The organism is uncultured Veillonella sp. (assembly GCF_963522475.1).
Lineage (GTDB): Bacteria > Bacillota > Negativicutes > Veillonellales > Veillonellaceae > Veillonella.
This window is the reverse complement of record NZ_CAUQYW010000009.1, coordinates 42,121-59,996: the sequence shown is the minus strand read 5'-3', so window position 1 is coordinate 59,996 and position 17,876 is coordinate 42,121. Positions and strand designations below refer to the sequence as shown.

Below are 17,876 nucleotides of genomic sequence, written 5' to 3'. Positions count from 1 at the left end.
GGAACCCTTTCAACCAGCTATTCAGATAAAATCTCGCTGGAATTTAATCGTTTAATACTGTAACCATTATTTTTGAAAGTATCAATAATGTGTTGAATGTGTTCTTCACCATTTGTTTCTACCGTAACTTGTAATTCCACTTCGTGGAAACGGTCAAGATTTTTAAACTGATTATGATCGAGTTTAATAACATTTGCATCTGCATCTGCAAGCATTTGAGATACGGCAACCAATTGACCTGGTTTATCTGGAAGATTAACAGAGAATGTAAAGATACGACCACGCAATACTAGGCCTTTATTGATCATAGAAGAAATAGTAAGTACGTCGATATTACCGCCACTGACAATAGCTACTGCCTTTTTACCTTTGCAGTCTAATTTTTTTAGACCCGCCAATGGTAAAATACCAGAGTTTTCTGCCACTAACTTATGTTTTTCTACAAGCAATAAAAATGCTTCCATCAACTCATAGTCAGAGACAGTAATAATTTCATCTACATATTTCTTAATATATTCTAATGTAGTCTCACCAATTTGACGTACAGCTGTACCATCTGCGATAGTTGCTACTTCGCCCAATGGTACAGGATGATCTGCTTTTAATGCAGCTAATGCACTGGCTGCACCTTCTGGTTCTACACCAATAATCTTGATACTAGGATTTTTTAATTTTGCAGCCGCTGCGATACCAGAAACAATACCTCCACCACCAACAGGAACTAACAATACGTCCGCATCAGGTAATTCCTCAAGAACCTCTAATGCAATTGTACCTTGCCCTTCAATGACATCTTCATCATCGAAAGGATGTACAAACACATAACCGTGTTCTTGTTGGAGCTCCATTGCCTTTTGGTAAGCTTCATCATAAATCTCACCAGATAAAACAACTTCTGCACCATATTGTTTTGTAGCATTCACCTTGATAAGAGGCGTATGTTTTGGCATAACAATAGTCGCTTTAATGCCTAAACGTTTTGCAGCAAGAGCTACACCTTGCGCATGGTTACCAGCAGATGCGGCGATAACACCGCGTGCCTTTTCTTCTTCTGTTAATTTTGCAATTTTATTATATGCACCACGAACTTTAAAGGAACCTGTTATTTGCAAGTTTTCTGGCTTGATATATACATCATTGCCACATTCATCGGAGAACACATCACTGTGAAGCAGTTTTGTTTTTACAGTAATTGTGCTAAGTCTCTCACGAGCTTCCATAAAATCATACAACTTATGCATGTGAACCATCTCCTATTGATAGTATTAAATTAAAGTCTAATATTAGTCTTCCAATACTTCAATAGCACCTTGTGCTGCAGAGGATACGTGAAGAGCGTATTTTTTAAGATATCCAGTTACATTGGATTTGAATGGTTTCAAAGCTGCTTTACGACGAGCGATTTCTTCGTCAGATACAGCTAATTCCAATTTGCCGTTTGGAATATCGATGTTGATAATATCTCCATCTTCAACAATAGCAATTGTGCCACCAGCAGCTGCTTCTGGAGATACGTGACCAATGGATGCACCACGAGTAGCACCAGAGAAACGACCGTCAGTCAACAATGCTACGTCTTTATCAAGACCCATACCTGCGATCATAGATGTTGGTGTCAACATTTCGCGCATGCCAGGACCACCTTTAGGGCCTTCGTAACGGATAACTACAACATCACCTTTTACGATTTTACCGCCTGTAATAGCTTCAACAGCTTCTTCTTCGCTATTAAATACTTTTGCTGGGCCAGAGTGAACAAGCATATCATCATCTACGGCACCGGCTTTTACTACGGAACCGTCTACAGCAAGATTACCTTTAAGAACAGCGATACCACCTGTTTCATGAACAGGATTATTCCAAGGGTGAATAACATCTTCATCAGTTACATGAGCAACCGCTGCAATTTCGCCTTGAGTTTTAAGCGCTACAGTTTTGCAATCTGTATGCAAACGACCATTTTCAGCTAAACGTTTTAACACAGCAGATACGCCGCCAGCAGCATACAAGTCTTCGATGAAGTATTTGCCAGATGGGGAAAGTTTAGATAATTGAGGTGTGTTTTGTGCAATGCGATCGAAATCGTCCAAGGACAATGGTACACCTGCTTCGTGAGCGATAGCTGGCAAATGGAGTGCTGTATTGGAAGAACCACCCAAAGCCATATCTAGAGCTACTGCATTTTCAAAAGCTTCGCGAGTCATAATGTCTTTCGGACGAAGATTTGCTTTTAATACCTCTACAGCTTGCATACCAGCCAACTTAGCAAGACGCAAACGTTCAGAATATACAGCAGGGATAGTACCGTTACCAGGAAGGCCCATACCAAGAGCTTCTGTTAAGCAGTTCATTGTATTAGCTGTGTACATACCGGAGCAAGAACCACATGTAGGACATGCAGTATTTTCAATTTCCGCTAATTCTGCATCGCCCATTTCACCAGTTTGATGTTTACCTACAGCTTCGAATACATCGGATAAACCAATTTTTTTACCATTATGTACGCCTGCAAGCATAGCACCACCAGACACGAATACAGATGGAATGTTTAGACGAGCCGCAGCAATCAACATACCAGGTACTACTTTATCGCAGTTTGGAATGAATACCATAGCATCAAATGGTGTTGCCATAGCTGTTGCTTCGATAGAGTCAGCAATAATATTACGTGTTACCAAGGAGTATTTCATACCAATATGGTTCATAGCCAAGCCATCGCAAATACCGATTGTATTGAACTCGATTGGTACACCACCTGCGTTGCGAATGCCGTCTTTTACGGCTTGTACAATATTTTTCAAGCCCACGTGACCAGGGATAATTTCGTTAAAGGAGTTTGCAATACCAATAACTGGTCTGCCCATTTCTTCATCAACAAAGCCTAGAGCTTTTAGCAAAGATCTGTGTGGTGCACGTGCTACGCCTGTTTTTAAATTGTCACTTCTACAACTCATGTTAATCTCCTCACTTTTCTTGAAAGCATCCACTTGGATACCTTTCAACTGAATAAAAAAAGACGATTCTTATGAATCGTCTTAAAAGTTTACCAATGATATTCCTTTTGTTTACAGAATTCCTATATACATAAATGACCTATGTATCCCTTGGAATAAATACACATAAGAAACAAACTGTATAGTCAAATCTTATTGATTGTATATTAAACCATTCGTGGAACTTCTAAGACAAAAACGTGTTAAGTTGTTGTTCATAATTCGAATGTCTTTAATAATCACGACGAGCGCAATAATCAACAAGCTAATGACTAAACCCAACATGTTTCCTCCTAAAGTAATCTGTAATCATAAAATAATAATAACACTTTATATAATGTCGTGCAATAAACATTCTATAGATTTATTATATAAATTTTTAAAGTTTACCATATATAAAAACTATAGCAATAATAAATAATACACTACCTGTCTAATATACATAGAAAATAAAACGATAACAAACTAGTAAATAGGTAAAACAAATAAAAAATCCCTCACTGCCGTGAGGGATTTTAAAACATTATAGGATACCAAATAGCCACATACCAAGGGTACCACCCCAGAAATGAATTAAGAAACTAACCACAGAAATCGTCAGACCTACACGCCACCATGTTCCTTGTGGTACATAACCAGCACCAAAGAAGATTGGTGTTACACCAGAACTATAATGTGTCAATGTACAGCCAGGGCTATTCATCAAACCAAAGAGCAAAATCGTGAATGGAATTGGCGCCCCCATCGCTACTAAAATAGCTGCAAAGGCGGAGAATAAAGCTGTGATACGAGCTGTACCGCTAGCAAAAAAGTATTGAGAGTAAACAAAGGTTGCGGAGATAATAAAAGATGCCCAGAACCAATCAATCCCTACAAGATGTTGACTCACAAAATCTGCAAATACAGCTACAACACCTAATTTGCCAAGCAAGCCAGCCATACCTACGAGTGTGCCCATCCAGATAAGAATATCCCAACCTGTACGTTCACCAAGAATATCTTCCCATGTGAGAGCCCCTGTAACTACACAAGCAAGTACACCCATCATTGCAACTACGGTTGGATGTAACTTCGTCCAAATCGCTGTGGACCAAAGTAAAATACAAAGCACAAAAATAATAGCCACTGAAATTTCAGCCTTTGTAATAGGACCTAGTATATCTAGCTCTTTTTGGGCCATTACCGCTGCTTGAGGTGTCTCCTTGATTTCAGGTGGATAGATTTTATAAATAAACCAAGGCATCAAAATCATACAAAGTACACCAGGGATGACACCTGCTTGGAACCATTCCCACCACGAAATATCATAGCCAAATAATTTAGCACCTAATGATGTAATCAATAAGTTACCGCTACAGGCAGTCAAAAAGATAGTTACCGTTATGGTATTGATAGTGTGGGCCGTAGTCATCAAATACGCCCCTATACGACGTGCCGTATTCCCATACGGTTCAGAATCAAAGGCTAACGAAATATTTTGTACGATTGGGAAAATAATACCCCCTCCACGTGCCGTATTAGATGGTGTGGCAGGAGAAATAATAAGATCAGTACAAGCCAAGGCATAGGCTAACTTTAAAGAGCTAGTACCAAAGGCACGAATCAATGTATAGGCAATACGCTTACCAAGGCCAGAATTAATAATACCTCTAGAAAAGAATACTGCTGCTACGATAAGCCATACATTAGCTTCAGCGTAACCACCTAATGCTTGCACCATGGTAATAGAATTTGTTGCTACTGCCGCAACAATACCAAAGAGTGCCATAATGCCTGTTGGCCAAGGTCGTAAAATAAAACCTACAATTGTAGCCGTGAAGATAGCTAATAAATGCCATCCTTCAGGCTTAATTGCCTCCGTATGAGGCAAGAACCAGATCACTAATCCTACTAGTACCGTCAGGGCGGCGCGTGTAAAGGTATTCATAGAACCTCCCTATCAAACTATACATATCAATAGTTACAGTTGATTATAAAAAACTATATGGCGGTCATCACACATAACCGCCATATAAATTAGCAACTTTCTAAAAATTCTTTAATCTTTGGATTAGAGCGCAACGTATCCATCTCTTGAGGGGTTAATAATTTTACCTTGTCCCGATCTTGGTTAACCAAGCAAAGGAACCCAATATAATCTCCTTTATTAGCCCGGAATTGATGTATCGTTTTACCTGGAATTTCAATAAAATCACCAGCTTCTACATCATGGATTTCATCGCCTAATAAGACTTGACCCTTCCCACGGAATATCATAACCATATGTGTATGTTCATGATATTCTAGTGTGGAGTAACCACCTGGCAAGCATTCAAAATAGCGGAATTGGCATGGAATATCAAAGGCTCCATCGTATAAAACTTGACGTGTTACATCTTTAAAAGGGCTACCATCTTGCTTGTATACCAAGGTATCAACGCCATCCCACTTGAAATTTTTAGCATCAAACTTGCGTATCATTGTATTACCTCTTTACACAAAAAGGGCTGCATCGAAACAGTGTTTCAATACAGCCCTATCGGTTCGATTATTTAAAGAAACGTTTCAAAGTCCCTAATAAACCATGACTATGTTTTTGTACACCATCTGCAACGCTTTCTACTTCAAAACCTGTACGTTCAATAGCTTTTGTAATAACATCAACAGATACTTTTGCTGGATCAAAAGAAACAGTCGCTGTTTTCTCTGGCAAATTTACCTCTGCGCTCAAAACGCCAGGTAAGCCAAGGGATGCACCTTCAACAGTTTCTTTACAGTTATTGCACATCATACCAGGTACAGCAAATACCTTTGTTACAACGCCATTATCTTCACCGCAACCACAATCTTTACACATAGTGATACCTCCTATTAATCATTAGCTTCTTTATGTTTATCGTCGTTTTTAGCCCCTGCTGTTACGTCAATCGTAGTCGCCTTTTTAACGGCTTCTTTCGTTTCATCAACAGCTTTCTTAGGGCCGGAAATAGCATCTTTGAATTCATTGATGCCCTTACCAATTGCTTTACCTACTTCAGGTAATTTACCAGGTCCGAAGATAACTAAAGCGATCACTAATATAACTATTAATTCAGGTGTTCCTATAGATCCCATATGTATCTCCTTTATATTTACTAAAACTTACATCTTTTAGTGTACATCATTATAGGCCGCCTTGTCCACATACCAGGTTATGGCCTCTTGTGAAAGTACAGCACCAGGCAATGTGCGACCAATGCGTTTGTCCCACGTTAAATCTTCATAATCTTCGCGTTGATACAATACCTTTGTCAATGCAGTACGCTTACTTTCACCAGTTACAGTAAACCAAACAGCATCGGATTTAGCTAAGAACGAGAATGTCATAGAAATGCGTTCCCATACCTTGCCATCCTCAACAGCCACTACCTCTTGATTAGCAACACGCAGTGCGTGAGAGCCTGCAAATAATCCCGCCGTATGACCATCCTCGCCTAGATCAAGCAATGCTAAATCTAAACCAGATTTCTTACAAGCCTTGAGGACATTACGAACCTCTTTCTCATATTCTTCAGCCGCTTCCACAACGGTTTTGGAATCCGTATTGATAGGTAAGAAATGAGCAGCTCCCTTTGCTTTGCATAGCAAATGAGGTTTTACGCGATTAAAGTAATTATCCTCATGTGCTTGCGGTAGAAAACGTTCATCAGTCCACAAGAAGAATATGCGTTCCCAATTGAGGCGCTCAATATATTCAGGAGAGTTAAGTAATTCTAACAAACCATTTACAACAGTGCCCCCTGTAATACCCACAACGCATGTATCGGTACGGCTAATTTCATCATTGGTGAAAGTAATGAAATCCTCTGCCAAAGCTTGGACTACATCACTAGGACTGTCATAACATTTAATTGTATCTTGAGCCATGTAATAATGACCTCCTAAAACTATTCTAATAGTACTATTATATACACTTTTGCTTCATAATAAAAGCAAAAACCGATGTAACTCAATATATAGAGCCACATCGGTTCGAATTATATTAGTAACTGATTATAAAATACATGATATTTCATAGAATTACAAGAGAATAATTATTATTTTTGACCAAATTTAGGACGACGACGTTCTGTAAAAGCTCGTACACCTTCTTTAAAATCTTCAGAAAGGCCTAGGGAACATTGATTTTCTACTTCAAATTTCTTATATTCTTCCCAACCTACTAAGAAACTATTCCACATCATTTCTTTCATAACGCGGTAAGATTGCGCAGGGCCTTTGGCTAATTTCTCAACAAGACGTCGTGTAGCAGTCTCTAGATCCTCTGGTTCACACACCTTATATACAAAGCCCCATTCCTTACCTTTTTCAGCAGAAACAGCTTCTCCAGTCATAACAATATGCATGGCACGGTTCATACCAATGGAACGAGTCAACAAGAACAAACCGCCTGCATCAGGAACAAGACCTACATTTACGAAAGCTTGTATAAAGCGTACATTGTTAGCAGCTACTACAAAGTCTGCAGCTAACGCCATGTTGAACGCTGCACCTGCTGCAGCACCTTGAAGACTCATAATAACAGGTTTAGGTAAGCGTTTTATAGCCATAGAAATCTGAGCTACTAATTCTACGATTTCAAATAAAGACTCTGTATCGCCATCATTTACAGCACGTTCCATTTCTGTTAAATCACCGCCAGCAGAGAATACTTTCCCCTCTGCATTAATGAGCAATGCACGAACACTTTCATCATGATGTGCATTGTCTAAGACCTCAAGGATCTCCTTACACATTTCGATGTTAAAACCATTCGCCACCGCTGGACGATTAAATGTTAACGTGCCAATACCGTTATCTACTACGTATTGAATTGTATTATAAATCATATGAGTTCTCCTATATGAAAATCTATTATTCGAAAAATTTCGATTATATATTTCTATTATAGGGGAATTAAATATAGATGTAAATGTAATCTTATAATCACAATACTATGTACCCTTTAGCAACCCACGTTAGTATAACAAACCTTTGGTGCGTAAGTATCGCTCAGCAACATCATGAGGTTTCTGTCCTTCCGATTCCACCTCATAGTTCATATATGACATATCCTGATCCGTAATCGTATGTGTCAATTTCAGCAATACCGCTTCTAGCTCAGGATGCTTCTTTAGCACATCCATTCTAACCACATTACCACAAACATATGATGGATATAAATGTTTATCATCCTCAAGAACGACAATAGACGCATGACTCAACTGACCGTCAGTGGTAAATATAGGCATAGCATCCACATGTCCGCTTTTAATAGCCTGATATTTCAAACCTATATCCATATCTTTCGTATCTTTAAAGTGCATGCCATATACCCGCTGTAACCCCGAATACCCATCTTGGCGCCCGAAGAAATCATATTCTCCGCCTAAAATTAATTGTGATGAAACCTTCGCTAAATCTGAATATGTTTTCAAATTATATTTATTAGCAATATCCTTACGTACAGCCATTCCATATGTATTATTAAAACCGTACATACCGACCCATTTAAATTGATATGTATCCTCGTAAGCGCGCTGTAATTCATCAAATAAATCTTCACTATATTGCGTGTCTCGTTTTAGTACTGCATTCCAACCGGTGCCTGTATATTCAGGATAGATATCGAATTGACCGGACTCCATGGCCGGTTGAATATTAGAGGTTCCTCCACCCACTCCGGCTGTTACTTCAACAGATAAATCCGTATCCTGTTCAATAAGAAGTTTCAACATATCGCCCAAAATTAACTGTTCTGTCATCGGTTTTGTAGCTACGTGAATTACGTTGGTTTGTTGCGACGGCCACATAAACACACCAATACCACTAATTATCACAATTGAGGCTACAATACCAATACGTTTAAAAGTACGTTTGCAATGACCTCTATATAGTATGATTTTCTCAAAAAACCCTAACACACCATCTATAATCAATGCTAAAAAAGCAATCAATAAACTGCCAGCTACGGTCATAGTCGTATTATTTGTAGTAATACCTCGATAAATAGCTACCCCAAGACCTCCGGCACCAATAAAAGATGCTACCCCAGTAAGCGCTATAGTCATAACTAGCATATTTCGTATACCGACCATGATTACCGGAAAGGCTAAAGGCAATTCAATATATAGTAAACATTGTACACGAGATAACCCTAGTGATGTAGCTGCTTCTATCATTTCCTTATCAATACCACTTAACCCAGTATATGTATTTCTCACCATCGGTAATAATGCATATATCACTAGAGCAATCACTGCCGTTGCGTTACCAATCCCAGAAAAGGGAATCAAAAAACCTAGCATGGATATGGATGGTATGGTATACAAGAAATTAATAACCATCATAGTCGGATTAACTGTTCGACGATACTCGTTAAGTAAAATACCCGAAACTACTCCTAGAATAATAGCAATTACACTGGAAAGCAAAGCTATGCTAATATGCTCCCATAATAGACCTGAGAAAAAATTCCAATTCTCTACTAATAAATGATATATATTTTCTATCATACACCCTCCGATACTTAGGTAAATATATATTATGAAATATATTTATCGGTAAATCCTCAAATTCACCGGCATAAATAGTAAAGAAAACTCCACTAATTGCTACCGACTAACTCTAATACACCATCTACACTATAAAGTGCGATTTCTTGTATTTGCTTATCCAAAGTACCATCATCTAGCACGACATGATCAACACCATATTATTTTAGTATATCGATATTGAATAGCTTTCATCAATTCCATAGCAATATCTCCTATCATTTATAATACTCAGATTTCATATTATCCAAGATACGCTTTCTTTTATCATTACAATCATCATAACAGATAATTATTAGTGTCACCATAATCTAAGCAACCAAAAACACCTGCAGACATTGTCTGCAGGTGTAATAACCTGTTGTCCAAATATTAACGTTTGGAGAATTGGCTTGCTTTGCGGGCTTTTTTAAGACCGTATTTTTTACGTTCTTTCATACGTGGGTCACGAGTCAAGAAGCCAGCTTTTTTCAAAGATTGACGAAGTTCGCCATCTACGTCCAATAACGCACGGGAGATACCGTGACGAATTGCACCAGCTTGACCGGATGGACCGCCACCAGCTACAGTTGCGATTACATCGTATTGTTCAACTGTATTAGTCAAGTTCAAAGGTTGTTTTACGATCAATTCCAAAGTTTGGCGACCGAAATATTCATTAAGTTCACGTTTGTTAACAGTGATTTTACCTGTGCCCGGTACCAGACGAACTCTAGCAACGGAAGATTTTCTACGACCAGTGCCGTAATATTGTGCTACTGCCATTATATGTTCCTCCCTCTAGATTATCGTACGGAAATTTCTAAAACTTCTGGTTTTTGAGCTGCATGTGGATGCTCAGGACCAGCGTATACGTTTAATTTACGGTATTGTTGTGCACCCAATTTGTTTTTTGGAAGCATACCACGAACTGCCATTTCAACAACACGTTCAGGTTGTTTTTCAAGCATCATGGACAATTTAGTGAAACGGGAACCCCCTGGGTAACCAGAGTGACGGAAGTATTCCTTTTGTTCCAATTTTTTACCAGTTACGCGAATTTTTTCTGCGTTTACAACGATCACATGGTCACCAGTATCTACGTGTGGTGTGAAAGTTGGTTTATTTTTGCCCCGAAGAACTTTTGCAACTTCGGCAGCAAGGCGTCCTAAAGTTTTACCTTCAGCGTCAACAACATACCATTTCCGTTCGATTGTGTTCGGATTGGCCATAAATGTAGTTTTCATGCTGCATATCCTCCTAATAACGTCATAATTCTACCAAAATCAGCTTGTCCTTTGCTTCCGGGGCTAATGGAAACACGACTAAAGCTTACTCAAAATAGTATACAGATTTTAGTGTTCTATGTCAATTGTTTTTTACACTGTTATAGCCCTTTAACAGTGACATGTCATAAAGAAAAAACCACCCAATTCTGAGTGGTTTTCCCATAAGCGCCAAATTATTTGGAGTACATTTTTTATAGTCCTACAAAACCGCTTATTTACTATGTTTATAAGGCATTTAATTTTAAAAAGTTGAGTAACAGTTGAGTAACGCTTGAAATTTCAGAGCGATTTTAAGCGTATATATAATATATACTATTATATAAAATTACTTATGCTACTTAATAATACTCATGACTTCTTTTTCCAAAGCACTCGTATTATCAAAAATATTAAACCCTATCTCACGGATCAATTTCATTTGATAACTTTGCTCTTCTCTTGTACGTTTTAGACTAGTTAAATGTTTTAACATGCCTTTCATTAATGCTAACTCTGATTCCAGCTCTTCTATGCATTTTGTTGCTGTATCAGAATCTATAAATATTTTTTCTTCTATCGGCAATATCTTGGTTACTGGCGCTAACGGTTGCTTTCCAAAATACTTAGCAAGGGCTACATTAACAGTATCCGTATTATTGTACATTATTTTAGCCATTTTATATGCCGTAGGTTCTGTGAATACAATTAGCTTGGAAATAGCACTATGCATAAGAATATTGTTTTCATTCTTATAGGCAGATACTTCTTCCTTTTCCAATAGTTGATATGACAAGCCTTTATCTTTTAAATGCCATAGAATACTTGTTCTATTTCTTTTTACTATTTCTGCAAAATCACCAATGGTTATAACAGGTACACCTTTATATGTCTTACAATGTAGTTCACTTGGGTTTACAGGCTCTTCTAAGTAGCCTTGTTTTAATGTTTCTTCCATTTCATTGAAAGCTTCAATATATTTTAGCTTCCATTGTAATGCTTTCTTTCCTGTAAATCCCATAGCAAGGAGTGAAAATCCATCACGGTTCATTAAGTACATTGGCAACCGTCTACCATTGTAAGAATATGATTCTTTATGGAAAAATTCATTGGCCGAATTTTCGGCTGATAAAATATCTCTTATATTTTCTATAACATGCTTATGTTGTTTTCCAAAATGTTCTGCTAAATCTTTACTAGATACAACGATTTGATTATTATTAATTACTACTAATTTATTCATGATACTCTCCTTTTTCTTTAAAGGAACATAGCATTCATGATATAATATTTCATGAGGACTATGTTCTCTAACCTATAAGGTACAGTTTACTTTCCACGGTGCTCTGTACCTTATTTTTTTATGACCATTTCAATTCCCAATCTTACTACTTCACCTTTTGTAGTTTTTTTCTCTTTACAATATTTCTCTAATTGCTCTGATAACTCTTCACTAATTCTTATTGTTAAATTCTTTGAGTTTGGATTAGAAATTGTTGGTCTCCCCATTTTAGGCTTCATTTAATCACCTCACTTTATGCCTTGCATTTAATATACTTTATGTCTTGCATTTAGTCAAATAAACAATTTTTAAACTTTCATAATAAAAATAAAAACAGCCTATCAACCTAGATGTAATTCTAAGCTGATAGGCTTTTGTTATGTTATTCAGTTATAAACAAGCACTTTACAACTGTCAACTAATAGTTGATAGTTGCGTGTATCCACCATTACACGCTATGGAGATGTAGGGATCACTTCCTTAATGTTTGAACGCTACACCAATAATTGCACCGCCACCTAATACTTGAGACAAATTGCGTTGCATCCGTAACCGTTTAATGGTTTTCTTGTCGTTCTCTATTTGCCCTTTCAATTCGGTCAAAGAGTTCTGCATTTCGTTTAAGGTAACTTCTTGCTTCATTGATTGAAGCTTGGCTTGCGTCAATTCGTTCTCCAATTTGTTGATTGTATTGTGCGCTTCGGTCAACTCGTTCTTTTGCTTCATGACTAAGTTCTGAGCTTCGGTCAATGGAACGTTGGATGCTTCGATTAAGTTCAAGGCTTTCTCGTTGTTGCTTTTCAATTCGTTCCACTGTGTTAAGGGTATTGTTATCGTGGCTTCCTGTTGGTTCGTGGAAGATGTACCAGATGCAAAAGATAGAGATGAACACAATAACACCGATAATAAAATAGCGGTAAGTATGGTTATTAAATAATACTTTGATTTTGTCATACATATTTACCCCCTAATACATATAATTAACATCTACTTCTGCCCCTGCTACATATCCACTGTCACTATATTGCCAAATCTTAACATCTGGATAGTCACATTCTGTTGCGCCATATTGTGCACACCATACAGGAACACTTGGCATTTGACTATATGCATATGTTTCATCCCACAATAGGGAATAACCACTATATACACCTACATTTTGAAAGCCTGCGCTCCATAATGTATTTACAAATCGACTAATGCAATTCGTCATTCCTTGGCTTGTTAATGCACCAGCATTAATCATATTACGTAATTGTCGATGCTCCTCGTAGTCATACCAAATGCCATCTTGCAAATGGTAATCAGTATACCCATAACTATTGAGCGTGTTAATCACCCATTCCGCCTCTTGTACTGCGGTTGCCTCATCGTAAGCATGGCTAAAATAATATACACCAACTTCGAGGCCTGCATTTAATGCTGCAGTTATATGTTGCTCAAAGAATTTATCAACGTTATAGTTTTCACCTAATTTAATGATTACAAATTCATTGCCTTCTTCTTTGGCTTGTTGCATATGGCACTCATCATAATAAGGTGCTCCGTTTTCGTCCTCTTGCCATGCTGAAATATCAAATCCTTTTTTCATTCTTATCACTCCTTTCTACCATGTTTGGTAATGGTGGTAACTTAGGCTGTTCTTCCAATTTGTCAGGAATGCCATCACCATCTTTATCAATCCACAATGCAAGGAATCCTACTAATGCAGTTAAAACAGACGGAATAAAGATATGATCTATGATATTAATCCCAACATTAATCAACTTATTCATATCATCTGACACATATCCTTGAATGAACACCATAATATACTCAACCACTACTAACAAAATAGGCACTAGCATGGTAAATACTAGTGCCCTTGTAGCAAGAATACCTGTAGGGTGGAAGTTAGCCACCCTAACAGATTGATATGATTTTTTAACCGTATTGATGAGATTTGGTGGTATGTTCATGAAGTTCCTCCTTAATATCATCAACCCTATTATCAAGGGCATCAACACGCGCAGATAACTTAACTCGTTCAGCGTACTCCTTTGTTCGTTGTTCCCTTGATAGTTTAATTTCATCCTTTAAATCGACAAGCGTTTCATTAAGCTTATTCATACGCTCTGTGAATAGTAGATTATCTTGCATACGTTCTTCACTGATTCTAGTTAATATAGGCAAAATTAAAAGGCGGTAACTTGCACCGCCTATAATTGCTACGATTGATAATGTAGTTAGAATATCATCCAATTGAAATTGCCATGTCCACATAGACACTCCTTTCTTTTATAAATGGTCCGTTCCATTTGAAACTACCATTACGCCATTAGATCCATCAGATTGTAATGTATTTACATCCATCCATTGATTAAATCTTGCAGCACCATTAACCTTAATTTCTGTCGGTCCGTTGGCAGAGCCTTTAAAATTAATCGAGAACGGACTGTTTTGTTTAACATAGTTCTTGATGTTAACTTTTGTTGGGACAAAGTAATAATCAACAGGATTATAGGTGTGATTGTTTGGCATAGAACAATCAATTTCAAGAGTTTTAACATCGCTGAGTTTAGTTCTCAATGCATCAGGCATTTCTAGGCTAGTACCAGTCGGTTTAATCTTAATCGTAAGCTTACTACCTTTAAGAATAAATGTGGCAGCATCCCCCTCAAATGTTTCAGCCACTGCCGTTGGGTCGTAATCAGAAAGGTCTCGATTAACATTCACTTCCTGTACAACCTTACCTACCATATTAATATATTTAACATTAAATGTTTGTGTAGCTTTATCGATTGGTATAGCAGCAGCTCCATTGACAATCTCGACCGGTTCGCCATTATTAACTTGCGCTTTGTAATGGTCATATCCGGATACGACGAGTGTTACATCATCACCTTCAACCGAGCCAACAATAAATGGATGTGAGATATTGATGTTGTAATACGGTTTAGCAAAGTATGTAGTACTATTAATAGCTTGTAGAGCAGCCATCAATACGCCCTCAACTGTATTGTCTTTCACGAATACATTGTTCTCCAATAACCAGTCATGGGCTTTATCAACGGTAACAGAGGCGCTGTCTCCTGGGTCGCCTTTAGGGCCTTTAAGAGCGTTAAGCTGTTCTTGCGTAAAGTCAGAATATCTGAACGGCTCTCCTTTAGGGCCCGGTGGGCCTGGTGGACCTTGTTCACCATTTATTCCATCAATTCCATTTCTCCCAGGTTCGCCCTGTGGTCCTTGGATACCGTCTGCACCTCGTTGCCCAGGAGTCCCTGGTTCACCTTTCGGTCCAGGAGGGCCTGGTTCACCTTTTGGACCTTGTAGACCGTCTTTACCAGGAGGTCCAGGAGGTCCTTGAATACCTTGTTCACCATTACGACCAGGTTCACCTGGAGGACCGGGAGGACCCTGTAGTCCAGGGTCGCCTTTAGGACCTTGCAACTTAACGAGTTGAATATTGTCTTTGACTTTAATACTTTCGCCGGTGTCATTGATGTGGATGCTATCAACAGCAGAAGGTTTTAAATACACGTTTTCTTCGCTCATATCATTTCCCCCTATTACTGATGCCTTCAATTACATTAACTTGACCCTTAACAAGGCATTTAATAGGACGGTCGCCGTTCCATAAGAACAAATCCCATTGGTATTTGCCAGCTTCGAGCGTATTTGTATCTAAAGAAAGAGTGATTTTACAAGCTTCATCATCTTTCAAAGCATCAGTAGAGACGTTAATACTAAACTTCACTTTATATTCTTCGTCGTATGGATATTTACGAACACAAGCAAAGAGATTTGTCTCGTCAACAAGATTGTTGTATCCGATATTAAGAGAAATCACTTCCCCTTTAATTGCATCCAAATTATGTAGGACTGGTAGTTTCATCTTTGTGTACCTCGTCCATTAAATCATTATGGACACAGCCCTGTGTTGGGCATGTTCCGTCTTCGTTTAGTACTTCCCAACAATATTCGCAGAATTCCATTACTGGTACTTTACTTTCGCCAATAAATTTAGGCATATTACTGCACCTCCTTAATACGAGTTACCATTTCGGTATTTAACTTGATATATTGTGCGCTAATGGCTGTAGTAGGTTTACCCATTAATAACAATCTACGTTGTGCTTCTTCTAAGGATTTGAAGCGAGGTTCGTATTCAGATTTAATAGCGTTAATTTTATCTTCCTTTGTTGGAACATACGGATCAGGCGCAACGAATTGTCCGTTTACATACACTTTACCGGCCATGAATTCATCAAGCCACGCATCCCCATCTTCGGAATATACATATTGTGCATTTGGGTAATCGTGTTCAGCTTGCGCCATAATATCTTCACGACTCAACGTGTTATCACAAAGGGATGTAATTCGCTCCCCTTTGTCGTTTATTATAAATACATATTGATTCATAGTAGTATCCTTTCGGAGGTGAAATTATGCGCCGTTACGCCAATATTCTAAAACGTAGACAACGCAATATGATTACGTTAAGGCAACTATTTAACGAGTGGTTGCCTATCCACTCACAATATATTTCTGATAGCGCTGTTAAGTCTTATTACATTGCTTTTAAACACATATCCAACATATCGGATATGCCTATCACGAATATTCATTTCCAGAACCTTCAGAACGTGATTAATTCCATGCATGTAAAAGGACTTTCCTACTCGTCATGTAAGAAAGTCCGCACGTTGCTTAATCAATTATTTAATTACGCCATCATTAAAGATTACCATATCACTAATTACGCCCAGCACTTAAGCCTAGGCCCTAATATCCCAACGATTAAGAGAAAAGTATTTACTCGTCAACAAATCAACAAATTATGGGCGATAGATACATCTTATTCCCACATGATTTTAATACTGCTATACACAGGTCTCCGCATAGGTGAGCTTCTTAATTTACGCAAGCAAGACCTCCATAGGCGATCATCATACCTCATCGTAAGACACGCTAAAACGAAAGCTGGTGAAGGTCGTATTATCCCCATACATCACCGCATCATGCCCCTAATTGAACAGATATACTATTGTGTTGACGATTACCTATTTACTATCAGTTACACAACATTTCGTAAGCATTTCCAGAATATTATGAAGCAGCTTAACTGCAAGCATACTATCCATGATACCAGACACACATTTGCAAGTTTACTTGATTCCGTAGCCTCGCCTAATGCATTACGCTCATTACTAGGCCATAAACAAGGCGATATCACCATTAGGGTATACACCCATAAAACTATTCGTGAGCTACGAAAAGCTATAGAATTATTAAAATAACTCCCCAGTGGGGACTTTTATACAATTTGGCTTATAACAGCGATGTCAGTTTCCCAATAGCGTTCAGAACTGTGTTCAGCATATCTGGTAATGACACCAATACTGAGGGAGACCCTTTGGTATTGTCAATGAATTTTCTAGATAATACAAAATTCAAAGTAAGTGGTAGACGCATCCAAAGAGGTATCGGAAACATCTGGGGACACTGGATAGCCGTTGGGATAGCTTAGTACCCAGTGGGGAATTGGTGGTACTGATAATCAACAAAAGAGCACAGTTACATATCCTATACGATTTTCAACGGTATTTATAGTAGGTGCAATGGATGCCTTTTGGGAAGGTTCAGAGACACCTAAATATATATCGAATGTCGGTAGAGAAAGCAACAATACAAAAGCAGTATTTATCGGAAATGACCAATATGTAGGTAGCTATTATTGGTTCGCACTAGGAATTATCTAATTACCTATGATAATGAACATAATCTGATCACCGACACCTTGCTGTCCTCTATAATCACTATCTTT

At 38.1% G+C, this 17,876-nt stretch carries 23 protein-coding genes; 1 reads left to right on the top strand and 22 read right to left on the bottom strand.

Annotated features, from left to right (window positions below; genetic code table 11):
* Positions 1-17: 17 nt before the first annotated feature.
* The 22 genes from ilvA to RWP19_RS06410 form a co-directional block, all read right to left on the bottom strand.
* Positions 18-1,241, bottom strand: a complete 1,224-nt coding sequence (gene ilvA, locus RWP19_RS06515) for a threonine ammonia-lyase (RefSeq protein ID WP_295210098.1) — start codon at positions 1,239-1,241, stop codon at positions 18-20.
* Between the two features lie 42 nt (positions 1,242-1,283).
* Positions 1,284-2,954: a dihydroxy-acid dehydratase gene (gene ilvD, locus RWP19_RS06510; RefSeq protein ID WP_295210101.1), complete on the bottom strand. Its 1,671-nt coding sequence runs from the start codon at positions 2,952-2,954 to the stop codon at positions 1,284-1,286.
* Positions 2,955-3,146: 192 nt separating this feature from the next.
* Positions 3,147-3,278 carry a hypothetical protein gene (locus RWP19_RS06505; RefSeq protein ID WP_024066646.1) on the bottom strand — a complete coding sequence of 44 codons (132 nt, stop codon included), beginning with the start codon at positions 3,276-3,278 and terminating at the stop codon, positions 3,147-3,149.
* A gap of 238 nt (positions 3,279-3,516) precedes the next feature.
* Positions 3,517-4,920 (bottom strand): DASS family sodium-coupled anion symporter, encoded by a 1,404-nt coding sequence (locus RWP19_RS06500; protein WP_314356955.1) that lies wholly within the window; start codon positions 4,918-4,920, stop codon positions 3,517-3,519.
* A gap of 89 nt (positions 4,921-5,009) precedes the next feature.
* Entirely contained in the window at positions 5,010-5,453 is a 444-nt protein-coding gene (locus RWP19_RS06495; RefSeq protein WP_295210109.1) for a cupin domain-containing protein, read from the bottom strand.
* Positions 5,454-5,520: 67 nt separating this feature from the next.
* Positions 5,521-5,829 carry a heavy-metal-associated domain-containing protein gene (locus RWP19_RS06490; RefSeq protein ID WP_295993490.1) on the bottom strand — a complete coding sequence of 103 codons (309 nt, stop codon included), beginning with the start codon at positions 5,827-5,829 and terminating at the stop codon, positions 5,521-5,523.
* A gap of 14 nt (positions 5,830-5,843) precedes the next feature.
* On the bottom strand, positions 5,844-6,086 hold the full coding sequence (locus RWP19_RS06485) for a twin-arginine translocase TatA/TatE family subunit (protein WP_004695192.1): 243 nt from the start codon (positions 6,084-6,086) through the stop codon (positions 5,844-5,846).
* A gap of 36 nt (positions 6,087-6,122) precedes the next feature.
* Positions 6,123-6,878, bottom strand: coding sequence for a 6-phosphogluconolactonase (gene pgl / locus RWP19_RS06480; RefSeq protein ID WP_314356954.1), 756 nt, complete (start codon positions 6,876-6,878; stop codon positions 6,123-6,125).
* Positions 6,879-7,048: 170 nt separating this feature from the next.
* Entirely contained in the window at positions 7,049-7,840 is a 792-nt protein-coding gene (locus RWP19_RS06475; RefSeq protein WP_295210118.1) for an enoyl-CoA hydratase, read from the bottom strand.
* 129 nt (positions 7,841-7,969) lie between these two features.
* Positions 7,970-9,505 carry a glycine betaine ABC transporter substrate-binding protein gene (locus RWP19_RS06470; RefSeq protein ID WP_314356953.1) on the bottom strand — a complete coding sequence of 512 codons (1,536 nt, stop codon included), beginning with the start codon at positions 9,503-9,505 and terminating at the stop codon, positions 7,970-7,972.
* Positions 9,506-9,916: 411 nt separating this feature from the next.
* The gene (gene rpsI / locus RWP19_RS06465) at positions 9,917-10,309 is read right to left on the bottom strand and encodes a 30S ribosomal protein S9 (protein ID WP_005377846.1); all 393 of its coding nucleotides are present in this window, start codon (positions 10,307-10,309) and stop codon (positions 9,917-9,919) included.
* Positions 10,310-10,329: 20 nt separating this feature from the next.
* Complete coding sequence (rplM, locus tag RWP19_RS06460) at positions 10,330-10,770, bottom strand: 50S ribosomal protein L13 (RefSeq protein WP_005381375.1); 441 nt, start codon at positions 10,768-10,770, stop codon at positions 10,330-10,332.
* 376 nt (positions 10,771-11,146) lie between these two features.
* Positions 11,147-12,031, bottom strand: a complete 885-nt coding sequence (locus tag RWP19_RS06455) for a Rha family transcriptional regulator (protein WP_314356952.1) — start codon at positions 12,029-12,031, stop codon at positions 11,147-11,149.
* A gap of 110 nt (positions 12,032-12,141) precedes the next feature.
* Complete coding sequence (locus RWP19_RS06450; protein ID WP_314356951.1) at positions 12,142-12,309, bottom strand: hypothetical protein; 168 nt, start codon at positions 12,307-12,309, stop codon at positions 12,142-12,144.
* 241 nt (positions 12,310-12,550) lie between these two features.
* A complete protein-coding gene (locus RWP19_RS06445; protein WP_314356950.1) occupies positions 12,551-13,024 on the bottom strand; it encodes a hypothetical protein in 474 nt (157 codons plus the stop codon).
* Positions 13,025-13,037: 13 nt separating this feature from the next.
* Positions 13,038-13,661: a GH25 family lysozyme gene (locus RWP19_RS06440; RefSeq protein WP_314356949.1), complete on the bottom strand. Its 624-nt coding sequence runs from the start codon at positions 13,659-13,661 to the stop codon at positions 13,038-13,040.
* Positions 13,645-14,028, bottom strand: a complete 384-nt coding sequence (locus RWP19_RS06435) for a hypothetical protein (RefSeq protein ID WP_314356948.1) — start codon at positions 14,026-14,028, stop codon at positions 13,645-13,647. Before RWP19_RS06435 ends, RWP19_RS06440 begins: the two co-directional genes overlap by 17 nt.
* Positions 13,994-14,332 (bottom strand): hypothetical protein, encoded by a 339-nt coding sequence (locus RWP19_RS06430; RefSeq protein WP_314356947.1) that lies wholly within the window; start codon positions 14,330-14,332, stop codon positions 13,994-13,996. Before RWP19_RS06430 ends, RWP19_RS06435 begins: the two co-directional genes overlap by 35 nt.
* 15 nt (positions 14,333-14,347) lie before the next feature.
* Positions 14,348-15,604 carry a hypothetical protein gene (locus RWP19_RS06425; protein ID WP_314356946.1) on the bottom strand — a complete coding sequence of 419 codons (1,257 nt, stop codon included), beginning with the start codon at positions 15,602-15,604 and terminating at the stop codon, positions 14,348-14,350.
* Position 15,605: 1 nt separating this feature from the next.
* On the bottom strand, positions 15,606-15,944 hold the full coding sequence (locus RWP19_RS06420; protein WP_314356945.1) for a hypothetical protein: 339 nt from the start codon (positions 15,942-15,944) through the stop codon (positions 15,606-15,608).
* Complete coding sequence (locus tag RWP19_RS06415; RefSeq protein WP_314356944.1) at positions 15,922-16,080, bottom strand: hypothetical protein; 159 nt, start codon at positions 16,078-16,080, stop codon at positions 15,922-15,924. The genes RWP19_RS06420 and RWP19_RS06415 overlap by 23 nt, the downstream gene beginning before the upstream one ends.
* Before the next feature lies 1 nt (position 16,081).
* Positions 16,082-16,471: a hypothetical protein gene (locus tag RWP19_RS06410; RefSeq protein ID WP_314356943.1), complete on the bottom strand. Its 390-nt coding sequence runs from the start codon at positions 16,469-16,471 to the stop codon at positions 16,082-16,084.
* Between the two features lie 26 nt (positions 16,472-16,497).
* Here RWP19_RS06410 and RWP19_RS06405 point away from each other — a divergent pair, with 26 nt between their 5' ends.
* Entirely contained in the window at positions 16,498-17,349 is an 852-nt protein-coding gene (locus RWP19_RS06405; RefSeq protein ID WP_314356942.1) for a tyrosine-type recombinase/integrase, read from the top strand.
* Positions 17,350-17,876: the final 527 nt, after the last annotated feature.